The sequence below is a fragment of the Streptomyces sp. NPDC020192 genome, assembly GCF_044388685.1.
Classification (GTDB): domain Bacteria; phylum Actinomycetota; class Actinomycetes; order Streptomycetales; family Streptomycetaceae; genus Streptomyces.
In genome coordinates this window covers 1-21610 of sequence record NZ_JBIRXG010000051.1, presented here as the reverse complement: position 1 = coordinate 21610, position 21610 = coordinate 1, and the positions used below count along the sequence as shown (strand labels likewise).

At 69.4% G+C, this 21610-nt stretch carries 23 protein-coding genes and 2 pseudogenes; 14 read left to right on the top strand and 11 right to left on the bottom strand.

The window, feature by feature from the left end; all coding sequences use genetic code 11:
* Positions 1-661 precede the first annotated feature (661 nt).
* Entirely contained in the window at positions 662-820 is a 159-nt protein-coding gene (locus ACH47Z_RS43595) for a hypothetical protein (RefSeq protein WP_399085030.1), read from the top strand.
* A 397-nt stretch (positions 821-1217) separates the two neighbouring features.
* On the opposite strand, the gene ACH47Z_RS43590 is transcribed toward ACH47Z_RS43595, so the two are convergent.
* Complete coding sequence (locus ACH47Z_RS43590; protein WP_399085027.1) at positions 1218-2525, bottom strand: PQQ-binding-like beta-propeller repeat protein; 1308 nt, start codon at positions 2523-2525, stop codon at positions 1218-1220.
* A 201-nt stretch (positions 2526-2726) separates the two neighbouring features.
* Here ACH47Z_RS43590 and ACH47Z_RS43585 point away from each other — a divergent pair, with 201 nt between their 5' ends.
* Positions 2727-3326, top strand: coding sequence for a NucA/NucB deoxyribonuclease domain-containing protein (locus ACH47Z_RS43585; RefSeq protein WP_399085024.1), 600 nt, complete (start codon positions 2727-2729; stop codon positions 3324-3326).
* Positions 3327-3534: 208 nt separating this feature from the next.
* Here the strand turns inward: ACH47Z_RS43585 and ACH47Z_RS43580 are convergent, their stop codons facing one another.
* Both ACH47Z_RS43580 and ACH47Z_RS43575 read right to left on the bottom strand, forming a co-directional pair.
* Positions 3535-3816: a hypothetical protein gene (locus tag ACH47Z_RS43580; protein WP_399085022.1), complete on the bottom strand. Its 282-nt coding sequence runs from the start codon at positions 3814-3816 to the stop codon at positions 3535-3537.
* Positions 3817-3961: 145 nt separating this feature from the next.
* A complete protein-coding gene (locus ACH47Z_RS43575) occupies positions 3962-4807 on the bottom strand; it encodes a helix-turn-helix transcriptional regulator (protein WP_399085019.1) in 846 nt (281 codons plus the stop codon).
* A 138-nt stretch (positions 4808-4945) separates the two neighbouring features.
* Between ACH47Z_RS43575 and ACH47Z_RS43570 the strand changes: the two genes are divergently transcribed.
* Positions 4946-5725 (top strand): NAD(P)H-dependent oxidoreductase, encoded by a 780-nt coding sequence (locus ACH47Z_RS43570; protein WP_399085016.1) that lies wholly within the window; start codon positions 4946-4948, stop codon positions 5723-5725.
* 431 nt (positions 5726-6156) lie between these two features.
* Here ACH47Z_RS43570 and ACH47Z_RS43565 read toward each other — a convergent pair whose 3' ends face one another.
* Positions 6157-6867 carry a hypothetical protein gene (locus ACH47Z_RS43565; protein ID WP_399085013.1) on the bottom strand — a complete coding sequence of 237 codons (711 nt, stop codon included), beginning with the start codon at positions 6865-6867 and terminating at the stop codon, positions 6157-6159.
* Positions 6864-8471 (bottom strand): serine/threonine-protein kinase, encoded by a 1608-nt coding sequence (locus ACH47Z_RS43560; RefSeq protein ID WP_399085010.1) that lies wholly within the window; start codon positions 8469-8471, stop codon positions 6864-6866. The genes ACH47Z_RS43565 and ACH47Z_RS43560 overlap by 4 nt, the downstream gene beginning before the upstream one ends.
* Positions 8472-8655: 184 nt before the next feature.
* Between ACH47Z_RS43560 and ACH47Z_RS43555 the strand changes: the two genes are divergently transcribed.
* Positions 8656-8826, top strand: coding sequence for a hypothetical protein (locus tag ACH47Z_RS43555; protein ID WP_399085007.1), 171 nt, complete (start codon positions 8656-8658; stop codon positions 8824-8826).
* Positions 8827-8966: 140 nt separating this feature from the next.
* Here the strand turns inward: ACH47Z_RS43555 and ACH47Z_RS43550 are convergent, their stop codons facing one another.
* Positions 8967-9185, bottom strand: a complete 219-nt coding sequence (locus ACH47Z_RS43550) for a hypothetical protein (RefSeq protein WP_399085004.1) — start codon at positions 9183-9185, stop codon at positions 8967-8969.
* A gap of 19 nt (positions 9186-9204) precedes the next feature.
* Between ACH47Z_RS43550 and ACH47Z_RS43545 the strand changes: the two genes are divergently transcribed.
* Entirely contained in the window at positions 9205-9603 is a 399-nt protein-coding gene (locus ACH47Z_RS43545; protein ID WP_399085001.1) for a hypothetical protein, read from the top strand.
* Between the two features lie 403 nt (positions 9604-10006).
* On the opposite strand, the gene ACH47Z_RS43540 is transcribed toward ACH47Z_RS43545, so the two are convergent.
* The 3 genes from ACH47Z_RS43540 to ACH47Z_RS43530 all read right to left on the bottom strand — a co-directional run bounded on the left by ACH47Z_RS43540 (position 10007) and on the right by ACH47Z_RS43530 (position 12185).
* A complete protein-coding gene (locus ACH47Z_RS43540; protein ID WP_399084998.1) occupies positions 10007-10810 on the bottom strand; it encodes an SMI1/KNR4 family protein in 804 nt (267 codons plus the stop codon).
* Positions 10811-10948: 138 nt separating this feature from the next.
* Positions 10949-11782, bottom strand: coding sequence for a transposase family protein (locus ACH47Z_RS43535; protein ID WP_399084995.1), 834 nt, complete (start codon positions 11780-11782; stop codon positions 10949-10951).
* Positions 11783-11840: 58 nt separating this feature from the next.
* Positions 11841-12185, bottom strand: a complete 345-nt coding sequence (locus tag ACH47Z_RS43530) for a hypothetical protein (protein WP_399084992.1) — start codon at positions 12183-12185, stop codon at positions 11841-11843.
* On the opposite strand from ACH47Z_RS43530, the pseudogene ACH47Z_RS43525 reads away from it, so the two are divergent.
* From ACH47Z_RS43525 to ACH47Z_RS43490, 8 genes and pseudogenes are all read left to right on the top strand, one after another.
* Positions 12157-12708, top strand: a pseudogene (locus ACH47Z_RS43525) (class I SAM-dependent methyltransferase); the annotation flags it as partial. The gene ACH47Z_RS43530 and the pseudogene ACH47Z_RS43525 overlap by 29 nt on opposite strands.
* 114 nt (positions 12709-12822) lie before the next feature.
* Positions 12823-13929 carry an ISL3 family transposase gene (locus ACH47Z_RS43520; RefSeq protein ID WP_399085063.1) on the top strand — a complete coding sequence of 369 codons (1107 nt, stop codon included), beginning with the start codon at positions 12823-12825 and terminating at the stop codon, positions 13927-13929.
* Positions 13898-14248: a hypothetical protein gene (locus ACH47Z_RS43515; RefSeq protein WP_399084989.1), complete on the top strand. Its 351-nt coding sequence runs from the start codon at positions 13898-13900 to the stop codon at positions 14246-14248. The genes ACH47Z_RS43520 and ACH47Z_RS43515 overlap by 32 nt, the downstream gene beginning before the upstream one ends.
* Before the next feature lie 701 nt (positions 14249-14949).
* Positions 14950-16038, top strand: a complete 1089-nt coding sequence (locus tag ACH47Z_RS43510) for a sensor histidine kinase (RefSeq protein WP_399084986.1) — start codon at positions 14950-14952, stop codon at positions 16036-16038.
* Positions 16039-16057: 19 nt separating this feature from the next.
* Positions 16058-16732: a response regulator gene (locus tag ACH47Z_RS43505; RefSeq protein WP_399084983.1), complete on the top strand. Its 675-nt coding sequence runs from the start codon at positions 16058-16060 to the stop codon at positions 16730-16732.
* 75 nt (positions 16733-16807) lie between these two features.
* Positions 16808-18337, top strand: a complete 1530-nt coding sequence (locus ACH47Z_RS43500) for a tannase/feruloyl esterase family alpha/beta hydrolase (RefSeq protein ID WP_399084980.1) — start codon at positions 16808-16810, stop codon at positions 18335-18337.
* A 95-nt stretch (positions 18338-18432) separates the two neighbouring features.
* Positions 18433-18585, top strand: a pseudogene (locus tag ACH47Z_RS43495) (IS5/IS1182 family transposase); the annotation flags it as partial.
* Positions 18586-18803: 218 nt separating this feature from the next.
* The gene (locus ACH47Z_RS43490) at positions 18804-19712 is read left to right on the top strand and encodes an aldo/keto reductase (RefSeq protein ID WP_399084977.1); all 909 of its coding nucleotides are present in this window, start codon (positions 18804-18806) and stop codon (positions 19710-19712) included.
* Positions 19713-19818: 106 nt separating this feature from the next.
* Here ACH47Z_RS43490 and ACH47Z_RS43485 read toward each other — a convergent pair whose 3' ends face one another.
* A complete protein-coding gene (locus ACH47Z_RS43485) occupies positions 19819-20742 on the bottom strand; it encodes an RNA polymerase sigma-70 factor (protein WP_399084974.1) in 924 nt (307 codons plus the stop codon).
* 47 nt (positions 20743-20789) lie between these two features.
* Positions 20790-21266 carry a carboxymuconolactone decarboxylase family protein gene (locus ACH47Z_RS43480; RefSeq protein WP_399084971.1) on the bottom strand — a complete coding sequence of 159 codons (477 nt, stop codon included), beginning with the start codon at positions 21264-21266 and terminating at the stop codon, positions 20790-20792.
* Positions 21267-21421: 155 nt separating this feature from the next.
* On the opposite strand from ACH47Z_RS43480, the gene ACH47Z_RS43475 reads away from it, so the two are divergent.
* The coding region (locus ACH47Z_RS43475) for a hypothetical protein (protein WP_399084968.1) at positions 21422-21610 on the top strand (189 nt) is incomplete at its 3' end.

Genomic DNA, 21610 nt, shown 5'->3' with positions numbered 1-21610 from the left:
GAGCAGGCCCCGCGTCCAGACGCGGATCGCGCCATCGAGGGCGTGCGCGAAGACGAACGCACCGCCCTACTCGACGGCTGTACGGCCTCCAACGTCGTGCCGGGGTAAGCGGGAGCGCGGCACGGATGATCGGTGGCCGTGGCTGCGACTTGCCGAACCCATCCAGCGACGCGCGGGGCCTTGCAATCGCGGGGGATCTTCTGTCGTACGGATTGCGTACACCGGTGCGGCCGGGGACCAGGTTCCTCTAGCAAGACCTTCCAGGAGTGGGCGGGGAAAGATGTCAGGAACCGGCTGCAGAAAGTGGTAGGCCCTGCGCCCCCGGGGGTGGGCGCGTTGCGGGTGGTCGTCTGGCCGGCGTTCCCAGCTGCAGCGTTTCCCGCAGGATTCCTATGCAGAAACGGCCGCACATTCTGTGATGCGCCTGCCGGGCGGCCGGACGCCGTCACGACTAGACACCCGCCTCTGGCCAGCAGTTTTGCGTGTCGACTGGCCTGCGCGGACGTGTCAGGGTGCTTGACGGGCGCAACTCGGCGCCACTGAGCAAGGGGGAGACACGGACGTCATCATCGCGGCCACCATCACCGCCGCGGCGACCATCATTGCCGCGACCATTGCCACGCGGCGCCGCGGTTCAGGGGACGATGCGCAGTGAGGTTACGTGACGCGAAAATGCAGCCCTGGCCGCGTCACGTCACCTCGTAGAGAGTCGGGCGAACAGGCTCCCGCCGGTGCCGCGTACCCGGTCCGTACCCAGCTCACCGGCGACCCGCTCACCGGCGGCTACCCCACCGCGCAGCTCCTGCTCCGCTACCTGTAGCCGGGCCAGCCGTCGGTCCCGTCATTGCTGGGTGGGGCCGACGGGGCATGTCCCCCAGGTACCCAAGGGCGATGCCGGTCGTCGGCTCGTACACACTGAGGCGGGCCACACGCAGTCCGGGCTGCGGCCACCGGTACGTCTGCACTGTCACGGACGTGTCCCCGCGCAGATCGATTTCCACCTGGTAGCGCGTCGACCATCGGCCCACACCTGTTTCGCCGCCACCGTGGCCCAGCGCCACCGCCCCGACGAACGAGCGTGGAGCGAACCGCGCCCGGCTTCTCTTCGGCACCACGCCAGCGCCACCTCGCGCCTCACCGGCCAGAACGGCCCTTTTACGGACCGCGGTGCCAAGGCGGCTGCCGCGGGTGTCCCGTCGGCCGCCCTGACCGCCGTGTCAGCTGCTGGTGGGGTAGGCGACGAGACCGGAATCCAGGACTATGCCCGTCGATTCGTTGACGAGGAGCGGCGCGGCCCCGGGGCTCGGCACATCCTTGCCGGTCCGGGCATCGAGGGCGATCGCACCATGGTCGGTTTCACCGTACACACGTCCGTGCCAGGCCGTGGTGATCTTGGGAGCGATACGGTCGGCTTGCTTATCGGGAAGCTGCCACAGCACCTTCCCGCTGGAGGTGTCCACGCCGTAGGCGACGCGCGATTCACTGCCCATGCCGGAGCAGACCAGCACGCTCCGGTCGTCGTACGTGCAGTCGGAGTCGCCGAGGTCGGCCGGAAGCGTGTGCAAGGTGCGGCCGGTGAGAGGGTCGACGAGCCGATCGTAGGAGTGCCCGCTGTCGTAGTCCTTGCCGTGGATGCGGAGCAGGTGCGGGCCGGCCGGGTCTGCGCCCACCCACGTGCCGTTCGATCCCTGCCACAGTCGTTTGCCGGTAGTCAGGTCGAAACCGGCAGGCCGCTGGTCGACGCTGACCTCGTCCTCCAGCACCGCTCCCGCCACGGTCTGGTCGGTGACTGCGCTTGCCTGGAACTTGTCGACCATCCAAGCCTGGCGTGGACGGTTCAGGTCGATGCCATAGGCGGCGGCGTAGTCGTCGTCGCCGGTGGAGATACGGATCACGGCGATCCCGTGAGCGGAGCCGATGGCTGTGGCCCTCAGGTCGGATCCGGTGTCCCACTGTGGCGGCTGAAGTGTGAGCCGCCACATGACCTGGCCGGTGTCCGCATTGGTGGCCGTGACTTCGACAACGGTGTGGCTCGCCTGCGTCCCGGTGCCGGTCTGCGTGACGACGAACGGGGCGAGGACGGACGGGGTGCCTTGAGACGTAGTGAGCAACGGCGCAGCGGCGTGATTGGTGCTGGCCCATGCGTCGGCTGATTCGACGGGCGTGTTGTCGGGGATGATGAGGGCTGTGACCGTGCCGGTGACGGTGTCCATAACCTGCATGTGTCTGGCTGTGGCGATGAAGGCGGTCGTCTTGTAGAGGGCCACGGGCAGAGGCGAGTTCAGCGTGCCGCTCACGGTCAGGCGGCCGGCGATCGCGTCATCCGGCAGCGGGACGGAGTGACGCGTGGCGAATGATGCCGGCGGATCGTGAATCGGACGTGAGGCCGATTTCGGCTGGGCCGTGGGCGCCTTCACGGGCGTCTCGTGGCCGCCATGGCTGCCACAGCCCGTCAGCGTGCTGATGACGACGACTGCTGCGCATGCCCAGCGCGCGGGTATTTGGATCGCTCGCTTACTGCTCACTGGTTCCCCCGGGTCTGACGATTCAGTGGTGCCTCGGTGATCACTCTAGGGGCCGCTTCTGACGGGCCCAGGTGGTCAGTTAACGTTTCGAGCCACCCTTGGACGGGCCTGGGGAGGTCACTCAGCGGGCCGGAAGCAGCGTCGGCGCCGACGCGGGGGTGCACGCACACGAGCCCGAAGAGTCCCCGCAGAGGGTGCCCTTTGGACGAAGCCTCCGGCACCGGCAAGGACAAGGTCCATACCTTCGACTTCGTACCCGCCACCTTCTTCATCTCGGACGGCAGCCACAACGTCCAGCTCGACGAACCCAAGATCACAGTCCGGTTCGACAGCGCCCCGTACCTGACGACCTACAAGCAGGGCAGCATCTTCCCGGACGTCCGCGCCACCATGAACTACGACCGCGCCAATCCTGACGTCACGGAGACCGCGCAGCACATATGGGACGCCCAGAACCACCCGGAGACAACCATCCCCACGAAGGCCGGCAAGAAGATACCGGGAGCCCTCTCCTCCACCCCACTGCACCGGGTCTTCTACGACACAACACTGCGGCGGCAGAACCGCGACACGGCGCGTGCGGCCTGCCAGGCAGAGTGGCCGAACTACTCCAGCCAGGGCAAGGACTGCGACGAATATCCCTTCAGCACCACGAAGGAAGGCGCCTACAACGCCAAGGGGGACTACTCCACGCGAGCGCTGACGAGCGGTGACAACCAGAAGGCGGGCTCTCGGCTCGCCAGCTGGTACAACGACGACCGCATCCTTGACGGCGATGCCTTCTACGTGAACGTGAAGTAGCCACCCATGGTGGGACGGCCGACGCGCTGCCGCCCCACCGCTGGTCTCACGTCCACAGCTGGATCACGAAGTGCTCGAAGAAGCGATACGCAGCCAGCTCTTCCGTGGGATCCTCCACTTGCGGGCCGGCCCACACACGGACCCGGTAGGGGCCGGGACTGGTGAGCTGATACTCCTCTGATGCCGGCTCCAGCATCAGATTGACCAGCTAAATCTCCCCAGACTCAAAAGAAACAGTGCGCGGCTCCCCCAAGCTTGCGAATCCCTCTCCCGACGGCGCATCAGGCACCGAGTCCCACAACTCCACCCTCACCCTGGCCATCTGGTCTTCCAGGTCCGACGCAACCACCACCGAGCCTTCATGGGCCAAGAACGTCAAGTTGCCCGGGACCTGCGAGAAGGTGTCCTCCCTCTCCGGGTCGGTGTCGACCAACGCGAACAGATGCCGCTCCACCAGCACGACCGCCGAGAACGAATCCAAAAGCCCCACTTCACCCTCCCACCGCCGAACGCCACGCCAGTATCCCAACAGCGCAGCACGATCACAGTGACAGTGACCGTCCCACCCGGCGCCCAAGCCACCCCGCACCAGCACAGGCGAGCCGCGCGGCCGGCGGTGCGCGGACGTCGATGTGTTACTCGCGGATCTGCGCGTTCACTGGGAGATGCGCGTCACCGATGTCCGCGCCCAGACCCGCGAGCAGGCGCAGTCCGTCCTCGGCGGGGCTGCCGGGAGCCGCGGACAGCACCAGTAGCTCGATGCCTGATTCGTCCGGCAGTGCAAAGTTCTCCTGGTGCAGTTCCAGCAGTCCGACCAGGGGGTGCCGGTACGCCTTGCGTCCATGTGTGCGGGCGCGCACGTCCGCGCGGGCCCAGAGGCGGCGGAAACGCTCGCTGCCCATCGCTAGCTCGCCGATGAGTGAGGCCAGGCGGGGGTCGTCGGGGTATTTGCCGGCGGCCAGGCGCAGGTGCCCAACCACGTCAAGGGTGCATTTCTCCCAGTCCGCGTAAAGGCCGCGCTCGGCCTCCTCGAGGAAGATGTGCCGGGCGGTGTTCAGACCCAGCGTCGGGCGACCCAGGAGGAGCCCGGCGAGGCGGTTCCCGGCGAGCACGTCCAGGCGGTGGTCCATGATCAGCGCGGGCGCGTCGGCGACCAGGTCGAGGACGCGCAGCAGCTCCGGCCGGACCCGCCCGCCCGGCGTCTTCGCGCGGCGGCGCTGCCGGGCGAGCCGGTAGAGGTGCCCGCGTTCGGTCTCGTCGAGGCCGAGGACGCGGGCGAGCGCGTCGAGGACCTGCTCGGAGGGCTGGGTGGCGCGGCCCTGCTCCAGGCGTACGTGGTAGTCGACGCTGACTCCGGACAGGTGCGCGACCTCTTCGCGGCGCAGCCCTTCGACCCGGCGGCGGCTGTCGGTGGGGATGCCGACGGCCGCCGGGTCGACCCGGGAACGCCGGGTCCGCAGGAAGCCCGCAAGATCGTCCATGCGCCCAGTATGGCCTCGGTGGTGCCCGTGAAGGTGGTCCTGCCGTTACCAGGAAGTCCCGTCCGATGGAAGCAGCGCCCCTGAACACCGGACACCGCGGCGTCCAGGATCGAGGGCACCCGATCCGAAGGAGTTCCCATGAAGACGCTGATCGTCTACGCCCACCCGGAGCCGAAGTCGCTCAACAGCTCGCTGAAGGACCTCGCGGTGTCCACCTTGGAGAGCGCCGGGCACGAGGTACGGGTGAGCGATCTGTACGCGATGAACTGGAAGGCGGTCGTGGACGCCGCGGACTACGGCCCCCACGCCTCACGTCCGCTGAGGGTTGCCCTGGACTCGGGCCGGGCCTTCGATGCCGGGACGCTCACCGCGGACGTCCTCGCCGAGCAGGAGAAGCTGCTGTGGGCCGACACGATCATCTTCCAGTTCCCGCTGTGGTGGTACACGATGCCCGCGATCCTCAAAGGCTGGGTGGACCGGGTGTTCACCTACCACTTCGCCTACGGCGTCGGCGAGCACAGCGACACCAGGTACGGCGAGCGCTTCGGTGAAGGCACCCTCGCGGGCAGGAAGGCTCTGCTGTCGGTGACCGCCGGCGGCCCGGAGTCGCATTACGCCGCTCGCGGGATCAACGGCCCCATCGACGATCTGCTGTTCCCGATCCACCACGGCATCCTCTACTACCCGGGAATCGAGGTGCTGCCGCCGTTCGTGCTGTACGGCACCGACCGGATGAGCGACGAGGACTACCCGGACGTCGCCAAGGCCTGGGAACAGCGCCTGCTTACCCTGGAGTCGACCGAGCCGATCGCGTTCCGGCGGCAGAACTTCGGCGACTACGAGATCCCCTCGCTGCACCTGAAGGAGGGACTGGAGCCCGCGGGCCGCACAGGTTTCGGGCTGCACGTGCGCGGCTAGGCCACCGGCGATGGAACACGACGAGCCGGGGCGCGAACCCGAGAGCAGGCCGAGGGCCATGGCGGCAGTAGCGGCCAGCTGCCTGCTCTCGGCCCTGGGCACCCCCGCTCCGCAGCTGGAACCGGAGCCGGCCTCGAGCCGCGCCTGACAGGCAGTCACGGCCGTCACCGCAACCGGGCTGCGCCGCCCTTCTTCAGGGCGGTTCACCCCTGCGCCTCGAGTTCGGAGATGCGCGTGACGGCTCCCGTCCCCGGAGGCAAGCAGGCTTGCCGACGGGCCCGCTGGGTGCAGACAGCGTGCTGCTCATTCTCGTGAACATCGAACAGTCGCCGATCGGGGTGCCTCCGGAAGCGGTGTACATCTGCTGTCCATTCTCGTGGACAAAGCCAACCTCGGCGGTGGCCACTTCGGCCGAACAGGCCACCGCGAGGTCATCGGCAGTCGTATGTCAGCCTCGTGACCGCCGTGCGCATCGACGGCGTGAGGACGCGGAGTTCCGCTCGGCCGGCCTGGTGGCCCTTGCCCTCGAAGGTCCAGCGCAGGCTGAGGGTGGCGTGACGTTGGCCGCGGGGCAGGCGTTCGCGCAGGACGTCCGAGGACGTGCCGTCGCTGCGGAACCAGCGGTAGGTGAACGTGCCCGGGCGGCCGTTCGTCGTGACCTGGGCAAGGATCTGCGCCGTCTCGCCGCAGCCCAGCTCTGCCGGGCGGGCGGTGACCGACACGTCTCGTACCTCCACCGAGGGGCCGAGCCGCTGCCACGCCAGGAAGGCGAGGACGCAGAGGAAGACCAGCGCCGGGAGCGCGTAGCGGCGCAGGCCGCTGCGCGGGACGGGCGGGGGCGTGACGGGCAGCGTGCTGTGGATACGGTAGGCCGCCGCCGTGACACCGGGGCCGAATCGTAGGACGGTGCCCTCCACGCGGTCCGGCACCGTTGCGGGGGACACCTGCCACCGCGGGCCTGTGAACCCCCCGACCGGCACCGTCGCGGAGGGCTCCCCCTGCTCCGGCACCGTCGCCGTAGCCTCCTCCTGTTCCGGGCCCGTGAACCAGTGGCTGGCCAGCACCGTGGCGCTGTACTCGGCCTCGGTTGGGCCGAGTCTGGGGGTGGGCTCCTCGGGAACCTGGTCTTCGGGGGTGTTCATGGCACCACACACCACCTCTGCTCCACCTGCACGGTCCTGACGCCGTCGGGGGACGTCGGGTCGGTGGTCGCATGCACGGTCCAGTAGCAGGCATCCGTCTGGAAGGCGTGCGGGACGGTGACGATGAAGTCGTTATTGCCCCTGTTCGTTCCGGTGCGCTTGAAGGTCTCCGCTGGGCCGTCGGGTGTGAACGGCCCGCCAGGCTCGCCGCTGGTGAACCAGGCGACGGTGAGGGTCAGCGGCCCAGCGCCGACCATCCGGATCCTGAACGTCGCCGTGGCGGTCGTGGGGCTGGTCGACTGGAGGTCCGGCACCAGGAGTTCAACGAGCGTCGGGGGCGGGGGCGGCGGATCGACGTCGGGGGTGGTCGGGGTCGTGCTCACCGGGGGTGACGGATCGACCGGCGGAGGCGGGGTCGACGGCGTGGCCGGATCGGTGGGTGACTCGGGGGCCGTCGGGGCGGTCGTGGTGGCCGACGGCGTGGGCGTCTCGCTCAACTCCGCGACGTGGTCGGGCCCGGGTCCCACGCTGGTCGTCGCCAGCGCCCGCGCCGCCTCGCGCGAGGAAACGACCGGGTCCGGCTGGACACCGTAGGCCAGAAGTACGCCCAGCAGCACCAGGGCCGCCGACAGCACCAGTGCCGCCCTGCCCGGCAGCCACGGCCGCAGCCGGACTCCCACGGAGGGCTGACGCAGCACTGTCAGGGCGAAGTCCGTCGTGGAGGCCGGGGACGTACGCCCCGACGGCAACAACAGGGGCAGCAGGGCAACCAGCGCGGCGAGCGCCTCGCGGCCGCGCTCCTCCCAGTCGGGCCCGTACACCGCCCCCGCCACCACCTCCAGCTCCCGCACGAACTCCTCGGCGTTTGCGGGCCGTTCCGCCGGGTTCTTCGCCAGGCCCTGCGCCACCAGACCCCGTACCGCCTCCGGTACCTGCGCCACCGGAATCGGCGCCTCCAGGTGCCGTAGCGCCAGCTCGGCGAAGTTCTCGCCCTGGTACGGCTTACGGCGGGTCAGGCACTCAAAGAAGGTGGCCGTGGCCGCGTACACATCGGCGGCGGGCGAGGCGGGCGCGCCGGTCCATTGTTCCGGCGCCATATAGGCCGGGGTCCCGGCGATGCCCGCGCTGACGCCGGAGTCCACCGCGATGCCGAAGTCGACGAGGCGGGAGCACCCGTCCGTGCCGACCAGGACGTTCTCCGGCTTGTAGTCGCGGTGGACGAGACCGACCAGGTGCGCGTCGGCCAACCCCAGCAGCGAGCCCTTGAGGACGGTGAGCGCCGCCTCCGGCACCAGCGGGCCCTGCCTGATCAGCAGGGTGCGCAGCGAGATGCCGTCGACCAGCTCCATCACGATCGCGGCCCCGTCGGAGCTCTCGACGTACTCATACAGGCCGACGACGTACGGACTCTCCAGCCCGCCCAGCAGCCGCGCCTCCGAGCGGAACCCCTGCACAAAGCCCGGCTGGGTCAGCAGGGAGTCGCTGAGGTACTTCACCGCGACCGGAACCCCGGTCTCCACATGAACGGCGAGCACGACCCGTCCGCTCGCCCCCGAACCGAGTTCCAGCGACTCGGTATATCCCGGCACCGCCCAAGTACTCATGTCCGTCCCCCCAAGGCCGCCGTGCCCCGGAACCTCACCCGCCCCGGAGCATCGAGCACGGGATGAGAGATACATTTTCGGGCATCACGGTTGCGGTAGGACAGACCTTCGCAACCCTGACCCGCACGGAACTGGCCTTAGCGAACCTGCCCGGCGCGGACCTGGCCGACACGAACCTCCCCTCGTGCATACGCTGACCGAGCTCCTCGTCGAGCTCACACGGTTCATCGACAGCACCATTGACGAGGACGGTGAACCCCGCGCAGCCGCCAAGCAGCTCGACTTCGTGGCTGCACCCTCGACCAGCTGGCCCCCGATCAAAGACACTCGCTCGCCCAAATTGTCCACCGGGTAGCGGCAGCCGAGCCGGCGGCGGAGCGGCGGGAGTTCCTGGACGCCGTCGCCGAAGCCTTCGGACTCACCGACGACGCAGAGTGACCTGATTCAACGCGGACCCAGGAACTCAGATCACTCGATCACAGACTCCTACCAGTGTCACACCCCATGCACGCGGTCCGCGCGGCCGCCGACCGGTACAGCCTCGACGACCAGGAGCAGTCGGAGGTGCCGGCCGAAGACGTCCTCGCCGCGCTCACCCAGCTCGACGAGGCACAGGCGACGCTGGACACCCTGGAGCGCGACCTGACCCCGGGCCGCGCGGCGGCGCGGGGCGTCCTGGCAGGTCGCCGACTCCCTCGGGCTCGCCTCCCGCACGAGCGCAGAGAGCCGGTTCGTGCGCCTGGAGCGCGACGCCGCCAGCTACCGAAGCGACCGATACCCCGAGAAGCAGCGCGCCGAGCGCGCCCGCGACCGGGCCGGGGACGCCTGGTGCCGGGCCAACGAGCCGCGCCCGCGCGCCGCTGTGTGGTCGCTGGCCTGCCTGAACGATCAGTGGGCGCAGCTGGCCCGCACCGCCCCCGCCGAGAAGCTGGTCGCCTGGCACCGGGAGCTCGACGGTCCCGGCCTCGCCGCCCGGCTGCACGCGCTGCGCCTGATCCTCGACTCCCCCGGCGCCGAGCTGCCCGCCGGCACCGAAGCGGCCGCCGCCCGCGACGAGGTCCTGGCGCTCCTGGCCGAACTGCGCGCCGCCCGCCACGGCGTGGACACCCCGGCGGAGGAATGGACCCATTGACCCCAATGGGTCTAACCGGCGCTGACCTGTGTCAGCTGAACTCTGACAGGTGGGGCTGAATCGGTGCCGACCGCTCCGGCTACGTCAGTGCCAGGTGTTGGCCGACTGCTGGCCGTCAAGATCGAGGCGCGGGACGGTCTTCGCGTACGCGGCCCCCACGTCCTCGGGATTCCCGGCGAACTGGTACTACTCCCAGGCGGACTGGCAGTGAGCGTTGTTCAACCTGAATTCGCTGGTCATGTGGCTGGCGTGAGCGGGGGCTGAGATGCTCGTGCCGGTCGTGGGCGTGATCGCTAGCAGGTGATCATCCGGCGCGTTGCCGGTTCGCCGGAATCGCGATGCCGGGTGTGTAGTGCCTCGTGGGCTCCGAGGAGAGCCGGGGGCCGTTGGCGGCGGGGTTCGGTCAGCCGCTTTCCCGGTAGTTCATGAACCAGTGGGTGTCGAAATAGCGGGCCATCGTGAATGGGTGGTGCGGGTCGATGAGGATGCGGCAGACGAACTCCGCGGCCTGGCAGTCAAAGGGGACGTCCTCGCCATCAAAGGACCGGACCACGACAGGCCAACGGTCGGGGTCATCGCCGTCGGCCCTCCAGCAGTACCGGTTCTCGTGCTCAGTGCCCGCCCAGATGAGCAGACCGTCCCTTCTGAGACCCGTCCACGGCTCCTGATTCAGGTCCAGATATCCGTCGAAGGCGCCCTTGCCGAACGTCTCGACCATGCGCTTGTAGTCGCTCGGCAGCGCGGTGCCCAGGCGCGACTCCACCTTCGCCCAGTCCACGTGCGGCCGCTGGGCGGGCTGTGTCCAGCCGGTGATTCGTCTGAGCCGCTCCATCCAGTCGACGTCCTCGTCCTCATCCGGAGCGACCGCCAAGGGTTCTGGCACTTCCCTGTGAGCGACCACCAGTACCGGCCGCTCGGCCCCCTCGGCGTCCCGCGCCGTACCCGTGCCGACCCACTGATCTCCATACGCCCACGCCCGTATCATCACGGCCCGGTCCTCGAAGGGGACGAGGAGAGCCGCGCCCCGGGAGTCGTCGACCGTCGGATCAGTGAAGCCGTCGAGGACGAGGGTGCGCGGGGCACCGTACCTGTCGGCGAGCAGGTCGGTCAGGTCCTGCGGGTCCAGGTCGCTGGGCAGGTAGATGTAGCCGTTCCCCGGGCCGAGTTGGGCCAGCAGGTCGTTGACGGTCGCTTGCGTGAGCTCCATGGCGGACAGTGAAGCGCACCGCACTGACAATAGACATCGTCCAACCTAAAGCTCAGGTCATGGGGCTGGCGTGGGCCGAGGCCGGGGTGCTCGCGCCGGCCGCGACGCCTTACCCTCGCCGCGTTGGGTAATTGCCCGTCACCGTTTGACCTCGGCATTCGTCAGCACGAGGAGGGCCCGCAGGAGTGTGGTGGCGTGGCGGGCGTTCATGCGGACCTTGGTGAGGATCCGCCAGTTCTTCAGGTCGGCGAAGCCGTACACGTTCGCCGCGCGCTCGCGGCTGACCAGCCGGTTCGCCTCCTTCTGAGCGGCAGTGAGCGGATGACCGCGACTCGCCCGGCGGCCGGTGACGATCACTGGGTCGTCGGGGTCGTCGTCCAGGCCGATGAAGCCGAGGTCGGCCAGGGCGCCGAGGCCGGCTTCCCGCAGGCGGGTCGTGATCTTGTTATGGCGGGCGGTGGTGATCTCACTGGAGCGTCCCGGCTTCGCCACCGAGATCCACACAAGGTTGCCGCGCTCGTCGGTCAGGGCGAGGAACAGCAGGCCGTGGGCCTTGTGCTTGCCTGAATGGTTCGGCCGGTTCTCGTCCTCGGTGCGCCGACGGGTGCGCACGAGGGTGCCGTCGAGCAGCACGACGACGCCACCCTTGCGGGCGATTTTCTTCAGGGCGCGGTCCAGGCGCGGAGCACGGGCGGACAGCAGCTCGATCACTTCCAGCAGCCAGCGGCGCACGGTGGAGGCGGAGATGCCGTTGCCGCCCGCCAGGTCGGAAAGCCGCTGGTCGTGGCGCAGCACGGCGAGGGCGATGAGAGCGATCCGGCCAGGCGGGAGCTTGCGCCAGCGGGAGCGGATCTTCTTCAGGTGACCGCGGACCAGGCCGGAGACGAGGTCCAGGGTGGCGCTCGACAGCGGCAGGCGGCACTGGTAGACAAGGCCGTCAGTGCCCTCGGCGGGGCTGGTGTTCTTTCGCATGGAATCCCCAACTCCCGTCGGAGGCCTGCGCGTTACGCCGACATTCGGCTGATGCTGGTCATGCAGGCGGCTGCGGCAGGGCGGTGAAGCGGCCAGCGGGGGTGCGGTACAGCCAGCCCCGGTCCGCCAGGCGCCTGAGCTTGTCACGCACCGGCTCCACCTGCCCAGGCGCGGTGCCCTTGCCGAGCTGAACGCTGATGTCCTTGGCCGGGACCGGATCCGAGGCCACGGCCACCATCTTCATGATCGCCTGGTAGTCGGCGGGCAGCACACTCTCATCCATGCCCGGCGCGCGGTGCGGGACCAGAAGCATCCCGCCCGCACCCGGGGCAGTCGTGACCCGCTCCAACTCGGCGGCCATGGCCGGTTCGTCGGTGGAGACGCAGCCGTTCTCGCGGAACACGATCGGCATCTTCGCCGAGCTGGTGCGCGGGACGGGGAACCTGCGGGCAGCCGACGTCGGGTGCGGGCCGGGACATCTGACGGCCATGCTGCACGACCTGGGGCTGGACGCCTTCGGGCTCGACCTCTCCCCGGGCATGGTCGACCACGCCCGGCGGGCCCATCCGGCGCTGCGGTTCGACGAAGCGCGGATGGAGGCCCTGCCGGTCGAGGACGGCACTCTCGGCGGCGTGCTGGCCCACTACTCGATGATCCATACCCCGCCTGAGGAATTGCCCGCGCTGCTCGCCGAGCAGGTACGTGCCCTGGCACCAGGGGGCCTGCTCCTGGTCTCGTTCTTCGCGACCGACGCACCGGAGCCGGTCCGCTTCGACCACAAGGTGACGCCCGCCTATAGCTGGCCGGTGGACCGGTTCGCCGAGTTGCTGGCCGGGGCCGGGCTCGACGCGTTCGCCCGGCTGCTCCACGACCCGGCCTCCGAACGGGGCTTCCTCGACGCCCACTTGCTGGCCCGCCTGCCCTAGTTCTGGTTGTGATCATGGTTCGCGTGCTCTTCGCAGAGTGTCGAGGTGTTGTTCCCTCATCTGGCCGGTGTCGTAGTGGAGTTGGTCGAGCGGACTGCGGCCGGGGTGCTCACGATGCATGCGCGGGCCCGCTCGGCGGGTGCGAACTGCCCTCGCTGCGGTAGTGCCTCGGACCGGGTGCACGGCCGGTACATGCGACGGCTCGCGGATGCCGCGGTCGGTGGCGCCAGTGTGATGATCGAGCTGCTGATGCGGCGGTTCAAGTGTCCGAACCCAGCGTGCCCGGCAGTGACGTTCGCCGAGCAGATCGCGGGGCTGACGGGTCCGCATGCCCGCTACACGCCACTGATGCGTGAGCAGTTGACCTCGATCGCTCTCGCACTGGCCGGTCGTGCGGGTGCCCGTCTGACCGGGATGCTGGGCCTGCGCGTCGCCAAAGACACCCTGTTACGTCTGGTCCGGGCCACACCGGAAGATCCCGTCGGACAGATCCGTGTGCTCGGTGTCGATGATTTCGCCCTGCGGAAGGGGGACTCGTACGCCACGATCCTTGTGGACCTGGAGAGACGGCGTCCGGTGGACGTGCTGCCCGGTCAAAATACCAAACCGCTGGCCGCATGGCTGAAGGGCCATCCAGAAGTGGAGATCATTTGCCGGGACCGGGCCGGGGCCTATACCGACGGCGCCCGCAGCGGCGCCCCACAGGCCCAGCAGGTCGCCGACGCCTGGCATTCGTGGCACAACCTCGGCGAAGCCGTGGAAGAGACCGTCGGCGCCCACCACTCCTGCATCCGGGCCGCGTTCGAAAACACCATACCGCCCGGCCCACCGCCCAGCGACGACATCTGGCTGACACCGCCGGCACCGGCGGCCGGGATGCTCGACGTCTGCGGACGAGAACGCCGACTGGTGACCCGGACCAGGGAACGCTACACCGCCGTGCGACAGCTCCTGGAGGCCGGCAGCACGCTGGAGAACATCTGCCGGCCACTGCAGCTGGACCGGTCCACCGTGCGCCGCTTCGCCCGCGCCACCAGCATCGACGAACTGCTGGCCAAAGCGACGAACCGCTCCACCATCCTGGACGAGCACAAGCCCCACCTCCACCAGCGGTGGAACGAGGGCTGTCACCGCCGCCCCACCCGCACCCCGCCCGGCTTCACGGCCGCGCCGTATCGTCCGCTAGATCATGACGGACCCCGGAAACCTGACAGCCGATGATGCCGCTCATCTCAAGGAAATCCGGACCAGCTGCCCCGAACTCGACGCCGTCACCCACCACGTCCGCGACTTCGCCTCCATGATGCGCGACCTGCGGGGCGACCAACTGCCCGCCTGGATGGAGCGCGTCCTCGCCGATGACCTGCCCGCCCTGCACTCCCCGATCACCGGACTGAGTCGCGACATCGACGCCGTCACCGCCGGGCTCTCCACCCCCTGGAGCTCCGGCCAGGTCACAAGGACGAAACTACTCAAAAGGCAAGGGTTCGGACGAGCCAATCTCGACTTCCTCCGCAAGCGCGTACTCCTCGCACCCTGACCCGGCCGCGTCACAAGATCAGCGCCAGAGCCGAAATACATGACCGTCGACACCAACTCGTTTTCGCCTCCGACGATAACCGCGGCACGCTCCTCCACACCATGCGCTACCCCAACGGCGCGTGGACCCGGGCAACGCCGCCCAGCACTACACGCACATGTCCGACTGGCGGCCCGCCGAAGTGGCTGGATCATCCGGCTGTGCCCCGGCCGGCCGGGGCACAAGCGCCCTTCGCGCGGTGCCGGGAAATGCCCGGCATCGCTGCACCACATTCGCCGACAGGCCTCGCAGGCAACGGCGCCAGGCGCGACGGTGAAGCCGACGTTTGCGGACGGTGACGATCCTGTGTCGAGGTCGGCCTGTCGGCAGTGCTCGACGGTGCGGCCTCGCTCGGCGAGCCAGGTGAGGAAGGCGCCGGCCTGGGTGGTCTCGTGCTTGGCCTGGTGGGTCTGGGAGCGCCCCAGCGGCCCCTTCTCCGCCGCGGCCAGCAGGCGGCGCACCTGGTGCCAGGTGGCGAAGTGCCGGAGAAGCCGGTGGTGCTCGGGGTGCTCAATGGTGGCGAGCCCGCGAGCCGGCGTATGGGGCCGTCTGCACGAAGCGGTTCTGCACCAGACGTGTCCCAACCGGTGCGCCCGGGGATGTAACCGCGGGTCGTTCTCCGGACCGATGTCGCGGCCGGCCTCGCCTCCTACGATCACTGTGTGCAGAAATGCGGTCTTCGCTTCGACGCGGGCGCGGCCGCCGGCTTTTTCGTCCTGCTGGTGGCGTTGATGGTGGTCACGCCGACCGGCCCGGACTCGGCAGCCGGCTACGCGCTCGCGCTGGCCTGCGCCGCCGTGCAGGCGGCTGCGGTCGCGCAGATGCGCCGCCACCCCGAGTTCTCGATGGCCGCCGGTATCCTCGCCGGTGTCGGCATCGAGCTGCTCAGCCCCGACATCGGCTGGCTCGGCCAGGTCGCCGCGGTGCTGGTCGGCTACGCCCGGGTCCGCCCGCCGACCCGATCGCTGTGGGTGCTGGGCCTACTGCTGGCGGGCACGCCGTGGAAGCTGGTGCATGGCGACTGGACCAACATGCTGCTGGCCATGGCCGGGCCGTCGCTGGCCTGGACGCTGGGCGAGCTGGGCCGTACGAGGGCGCTGCGCCGACAGGATCTGGCGCGCCGCATCCTCACCCAGGAACGGGAGCGGATCGCCCGGGAGCTGCACGACGTGCTGGCCCACACGGTGTCGGTGATCGTGGTGCAGGCGGGCGCTGCAGGAGACGTCTTCGACACCCGGCCCGACCTGGCCCGCAAGGCGCTCGTGTCGATCGACCGGGCCGCCCGGTCCACGCTGTCCGAGCTGCGGCTGCTGTTGCAGACGATGAGCCCGCAGGAGGATCCGGAAACCGACGCGCCACAGCCAGGGCTGGACCAACTCGACGCGCTGGCCACGTCGTTGCAGGCCACCGGGCTGCGGGTGGAGCTGGAGCGGGACGCGGCGGCCCTGCCGCTGCCGGCCGCGGTGGACTTGTCGGCGTACCGGATCGTGCAGGAGTCGCTGACCAACACGCTGCGCCACAGCCAGGCCACCCGAGTCCGGGTGATCGTCCGGCACGAACCGGGCTCGGTGCGGCTGGAGATATCCGACGACGGCCCGGCGCGCCCGGTCGGACGGGCCGACGGGTCCGGGCGTCGGGGCATCGTCGGCATGCGGGAACGCGCCCGGCTGCTGGGCGGTACCCTCGACGCCGGCCCGCGTCCCGACGGCGGCTTCCGGGTGCGTGCCGAACTGCCGATGGAAGCGGCATGATTCCCAAGGAGATGCGGCGGTGACCGTCCGTGTGCTGATCGCCGACGACCAGGACCTGGTCCGGGCCGGCTTCATGATGATCATCGACAGCCGCGAGGACCTCGAGGTGGTGGGCGAGGCGGGTGACGGCATCGAGGCGGTCGCGCTGGCCCAGTCGCTGGTCCCGGACGTGATCTTGATGGACGTCCGGATGCCGCGGATGGACGGCATCGAGGCCACCCGCCGGCTGGCCGCGGCCGACAATCCGGCCCGGATCATCATCCTGACAACGTTCGACCTGGACGAGCCGGTGTTCTCCGCACTCCGGGCGGGCGCCAGCGGCTTCCTGCTCAAGGACATCCGGCCGGACGAACTGGCCGCCGCGGTCCGGCTGGTGGCCCGCGGAGAGGCACTGCTCGCGCCCACAGTGACGCGGCGGTTGCTGGACCGATTCGCCGACAAGCTGCCCGGCGGTACCGCTCCGCCCGCGCTGGACGCGTTGAGCGAGCGCGAGATCGAGGTGCTGACGCTGGTCGCGCGGGCGCTGTCCAACGATGAGATCGCACAGGAGCTGACACTCAGCCGGGCGACGGTGAAGACGCACCTGTCGGCCATCCTGACCAAGCTCGGCCTGCGCGACCGGGTGCAGGCGGCCGTCCTGGCGTACGAGACCGGTCTGGTGCGCCCCGGCACGGCTCCTCAGCCTCGGGGATGACCGCGGGTCCGATCCCGGGACCGATCCGCTGAACCCGTATCGGTCATAGCGTCCCTCGATGAAGGAGGGAGCACGATGATCCGGAAATTACTGACCCTGCTGGTCGCGGTCCCGTTGATGCTGGGCGGAGCGAGCGCCGCCGCCCACAGCCCTGCCCCGCTGAACTGCGCCGGGCTCACCGCCGCCCACGTCCCGCAGGGAATGGTCACCTCGGCCACCGCCGCCGATGGCTACTGCCAGGTCCAGGGCGTGCTGGAACCGGCCACCAAGTTCACCGTCAAGCTGCCGGTCAGCGGCTGGACCGGCGAGTACGTCCAGCAGGGATGCAGCGGCCTGTGCGGCGCGGTCCCCGACCTGAGGTTCCCGCTGTTCGGGTTCAGCTGCCCTGCCGCAAAGGACAAGACGCTGGTGGTCGCCGGCGACGACACGGGGCACACCGGGGACCCCGCGGGCGCACAGCCGGCCACCTGGGGCCGCGACCCGCGGGCCCGCATCGAGTTCGGGCTGACGTCCGAGCACCGGCTGCGGCTGGCGTCCGACGCACTGATGACCGCGTACTACGGGCACGGTCCGGCATACCGGTACTTCGACGGCTGCTCGACCGGCGGCCGCCAGGGTCTCAACCTGGCCCAGCGGTTCCCGGCCGACTTCGACGGCATCCTGGCCGGCGCCCCGGCCAACAACGAGGCGCCGCTTGCGCTGCTGGAGGCCTGGGTCGCCACCCGCAACACCGACGCGCACGGCAAACAGATCCTCGGCCCGGAGAAGATCCCCACCCTGCACGACGCCGTGGTCAAGACGTGCGGCGACGTCATCCAGGACCCTCGAAAGTGCGGCTTCCAGCCGTCGTCGCTGCGCTGCCCGCCGGACGTGGACCGGCCGACGTGCCTGACACCGGCGCAGGTAGCCGCCGTGGTGGCCTTCTACCGCGGACCGCACGGCCTCTACAACGGGGGGATGCCGTACGGGTCCGAGCTCGGCTGGATCGACCAGTTCGTGGTCCGGTCCGGATCACCCCTGGATGGCAACGCCGGGAAAATCGCCTTCAACTACCTCAAGTACCTGGGCTACCCGACCGTGCTGCCGGGCCGTTTCAAGCTCACCGACGTGCGGTTCACCCCGGCCACGTACGACCGGCTCAACCTGCTCGGCAACGCCCTGTACAACGCCAACAACCCCGATCTGTCAGCGTTCCGGGCGCACGGCGGCAAGCTGATCATGTACCACGGTTGGGCCGACCCGTACATCCCGCCGTTCTCCACACTGGACTACTACCGGGCGGTGCAGAAGCGGGGTGGCGCCGACGCCTACACGCGGCTGTACATGATTCCGGCGGGCTACCACTGCCTGTTCGGTCCGGAAGCGGACACCAGTCCGTCGGAGATCGGCGTGCCAGAGTTCCTTCAGCCGCTGATGGACTGGGTGGAGAAGGGCACTGCCCCGGGCGTGATCAACGTACCGACGTTAAGCGGTGACTACACCGACGTGATCCGGGACTTGGACGTGGCACCGTTCGACGCGCTCGCCCCGATCAAGACCGCGCCGGACAGCCTGAACGCGAACTACCACTACGTCGGCCGCTACTATTTGGGCGGTCCGCGGTAGCAGATGAGGGTGGCGACGAGGGCAGTGAAGGCCAGGAAGTGGCTGGCCTTGCGTTCGTAGCGGCGGTGCAATCGTCGGCATCCGCTGAGCCAGGCGGTTGGGTCGGCCGCTGCACCGAGCGACGAATAGCTCCGATCGAGTTCATCATCGCCCTGGCCAGCGCCATCATCACCGTCCGGTGCCTCATCCGACGCGCCTGGTCCCTCTATCGCTGGGACACCCGCCCTCGAAGCCCTTGTATCCGATGACCTGCTGGTGGACGCCCTGCCCTGCTAGAATGCTGGTCATCACGTGAGCCTTCTCGGCGCGGATTCCGATCCGCCGGGGAGGCTTTTTTCATGCCCGGGGCCCGCCTGCCTCGGTACTGGTGGACCCGCTTCGAGGCCCTCGCCCTGTCGAGCGTCCTGAACGCGCCGCGCCCCACCCATCGGTTCTTTGTTCCTAGCCGCAAGAGGAGATCCATGTCATGAGCCCACGGACGAACACCTCGCCTGCCACGGGTACTTGGCAACTTGGTGACCAGACCGTCAACCGCGTCGGGTTCGGCGCGATGCGCTTGACGGGTACCGCGCCCTTCGACCGCGGCGTGCCGCGTGACCGCGATCGGTCGATCGGCGTGCTCCGGCGGGCGATCGAGCTCGGCGTGAACCACATCGACACCGCCGCGTTCTACTTCTCGGCGACGCGCTCCGCCAACGAGCTGATCAACCGGGCGCTGGCGCCATACCCGGAGGATCTGGTCATCACCACCAAGGTCTGGCCAGGCCGCGATCCCTCGGGCGCGTGGTGGTGGGCCGCGCCGACGCAGTTGCGCGGCCAGGTCGAGGAGAACCTGCGCCAACTCGGGCGTGATCACCTGGACGTGGTGAACCTGCGCGTACCACCGAGCAGGCGGACCGGCTCGATCGGCGAGCACTTCGGCGCGTTGGCCGAACTGCGCGACGCCGGGCATATCCGCCACCTCGGCATCTCCAACGTCACGTCCGAGCAACTGGCCGAGGCCCGGGCCATCGCCCCGGTCGTCTGCGTGCAGAACCCCTACGGGATCGGTGCGTCGAGCGAGGACCGGGCACTCCTGCGGCTCTGCGGTGAACTCGGCCTCGCCTTCGTCCCGTTCTTCGCGATCGCAGGTCCCGGGCGCGAGGCGGGTCCAGCTGCCAGCGACCACGAGGCGGTGTGCGCCGTCGCCCGCGCGCACGGTGTGTCCGTCGCGCAGGTCCGGCTGGCCTGGACCTTGCAGCAGGGGCCGCATGTACTGGCGATCCCGGGGACCAGTGACCTCGACCACCTCGCGCAGAACGTGGCGTCCGGCGCGCTGCGGCTCTCGGAAGACGAGATGGCAGGCCTCACCTCGCTGCGACCGGACGGAGCATAGCGAGGCCACTGCCGACCGGAATCCCTTCCACCGACCACCGCTCGCACTGAAAGGGTCCGCCAGCGCCCTACTGGCGGACCCTCTAAAAGGCCGTCAGTCGACGCGGTCAGTCTGGGTGGCGACGGGACTTCTTGAGCTCTCGGGAGAACGACCAGGCGTCCGAGACCGGGCCGACGTGGCCCAGCTTGTCGGGGTTGAGCACGAGGCGGATCGCCTGGATCTGACCGTCGAGCACGTCGAGCACCATGGTCTGCAGGACCTTGCCGTCCCGGTCGCGGAAGATCGCGCCCGGCTGGCCGTTGATCTCGCGAGGCTCGGTCGTGAGGCCGATCCGGGCCAGCTCGGGGAAGACGGCGGCGAGCAGCCGGGCCACCTTGTCGGCGCCCGCGATCGCCCTGGCCAGCTGCGGGGCCTTGCCGCCCCCGTCGCCGACCATCGACACGTCGGCGGCGAGCAGCTGCTGCAGGCCGAGGACGTCGCCCTCGCGGAGGGCCTCGAAGAACCGGTCGGCAAGCTCCGCGCGCTCCCTGCGGTCCGCCTCGAAGCGGGGACGGCCGGCGTTCATGTGACGCCGTGCCCGCACGGCCAGCTGGCGGCACGCGTCCTCCGAGCGCCCCACCGCCGAGGCGACCTCGGGGAAGCCGTAGTCGAACACCTCGCGCAGCACGAAGACCGCGCGCTCGAGCGGGCTGAGCCGCTCCAGCAGCAGGAGCGCTGCCGTCGACACGGAGTCGGCCAGCTCCGCCGAGCGCGCCGGGTCCTCGTAAGGGTCGGCGAGCAGCGGCTCGGGGAACCACGGCCCGACGTACTCCTCCCGCCGGACCCGGGCCGACCGCAACACGTCGATCGCGATGCGGGTGACGACGGCGGAGAGGAAGGATTTGACCGAGGCCGGCTGCGTCGGCGAGGCCTCGAACCGCAGCCAGGTCTCCTGGACCGCGTCCTCGGCCTCGCTAACACTGCCCAGGATCCGGTAGGCGATGGAGAACAGCAGCGGCCGCAGCTCCGCGAATTCCTCGACCTTGTCCATCTCCTGACCCCTTCTCGTCTCCTGGTGATCTTCCGCGCCGCTGCCGTTCAGTGCAACTGCCCGGCGACGTAGTCACCGGCGCACGGCTGGCGGGTGATGATGTTCATCCGGTTCACCATGTTCATGAACGCGATGTGGATCACCAGCGCGGTGAGCCGCTCACCGTCGAAGTGCTTGGCGGCGTTCGCCCACACCTCGTCACTGACCCCCTCGGCCGCGTCCGCGACCCGCGTCCCCTCCTCGGCGAGCGCCAGCGCGGCCCGCTCGGCCTCGGAGAAGACGGCGGCCTCCCGCCACGCCGGCACCAGCGCCAGCTTCGCCGGGCTCACCCCGGCGGCGACGGCCTCCTTGGCGTGCATGTCGAGGCAGACGGCGCAGCCGTTGATCTGGCTCACCCGGGCGGACACGAGCTCCTGCAGGTCGGCGGGCAGCCCCGACTCCCTGATTACCTTGCCCGCGGACATGAAGTACTTGAGGGCCTTCCCGGAGACGGGAGCGGCGAAGAAGTCGAGTCGCGCGTCCATGGTGTGTTCCTCCGTGCTCGTCAGTTGGTTACACCCACGGGACGAGGCAGCTCGACCGCCAGTGACACGGAGAAATGTGACCTGTGTCACCTCGGCGCGGGGCCGGGGCACGATCCAGGAATCTCCCTTGCAACATCACCTTCACGGACGATGAGATGGACGATATCCGCGGCGCAACGTGCGGGGGCGAATCGGGCGAAAAACGCCCACCCGACGCGACAGAAGGCCATGTTCGAACGGCGAGGTTAGATCCAATGCCGTTGACTTTGGGCCGTGTTGGCGGTTCAACGGATACCAGGGGTGGTGTTCCGTGGCTGCTCGGCTGGTCGATCGTGTGGCGCTTG

Bases quoted from the DNA above. Each gene is read 5' to 3' on its own strand.
- ACH47Z_RS43520 (WP_399085063.1), top strand. From the start codon at position 12,823: ATGCATGCGCGGGCCCGCTCGGCGGGTGCGAACTGCCCTCGCTGCGGT.
- ACH47Z_RS43575 (WP_399085019.1), bottom strand. From the start codon at position 4,807: ATGGACGATCTTGCGGGCTTCCTGCGGACCCGGCGTTCCCGGGTCGAC.
- ACH47Z_RS43480 (WP_399084971.1), bottom strand. From the start codon at position 21,266: ATGGACGCGCGACTCGACTTCTTCGCCGCTCCCGTCTCCGGGAAGGCC.
- ACH47Z_RS43570 (WP_399085016.1), top strand. From the start codon at position 4,946: ATGAAGACGCTGATCGTCTACGCCCACCCGGAGCCGAAGTCGCTCAAC.
- ACH47Z_RS43500 (WP_399084980.1), top strand. From the start codon at position 16,808: ATGATCCGGAAATTACTGACCCTGCTGGTCGCGGTCCCGTTGATGCTG.
- ACH47Z_RS43485 (WP_399084974.1), bottom strand. From the start codon at position 20,742: ATGGACAAGGTCGAGGAATTCGCGGAGCTGCGGCCGCTGCTGTTCTCC.
- ACH47Z_RS43515 (WP_399084989.1), top strand. From the start codon at position 13,898: ATGACGGACCCCGGAAACCTGACAGCCGATGATGCCGCTCATCTCAAG.
- ACH47Z_RS43540 (WP_399084998.1), bottom strand. From the start codon at position 10,810: ATGGAGCTCACGCAAGCGACCGTCAACGACCTGCTGGCCCAACTCGGC.
- ACH47Z_RS43490 (WP_399084977.1), top strand. From the start codon at position 18,804: ATGAGCCCACGGACGAACACCTCGCCTGCCACGGGTACTTGGCAACTT.
- ACH47Z_RS43535 (WP_399084995.1), bottom strand. From the start codon at position 11,782: ATGCGAAAGAACACCAGCCCCGCCGAGGGCACTGACGGCCTTGTCTAC.
- ACH47Z_RS43560 (WP_399085010.1), bottom strand. From the start codon at position 8,471: ATGAGTACTTGGGCGGTGCCGGGATATACCGAGTCGCTGGAACTCGGT.
- ACH47Z_RS43565 (WP_399085013.1), bottom strand. From the start codon at position 6,867: ATGAACACCCCCGAAGACCAGGTTCCCGAGGAGCCCACCCCCAGACTC.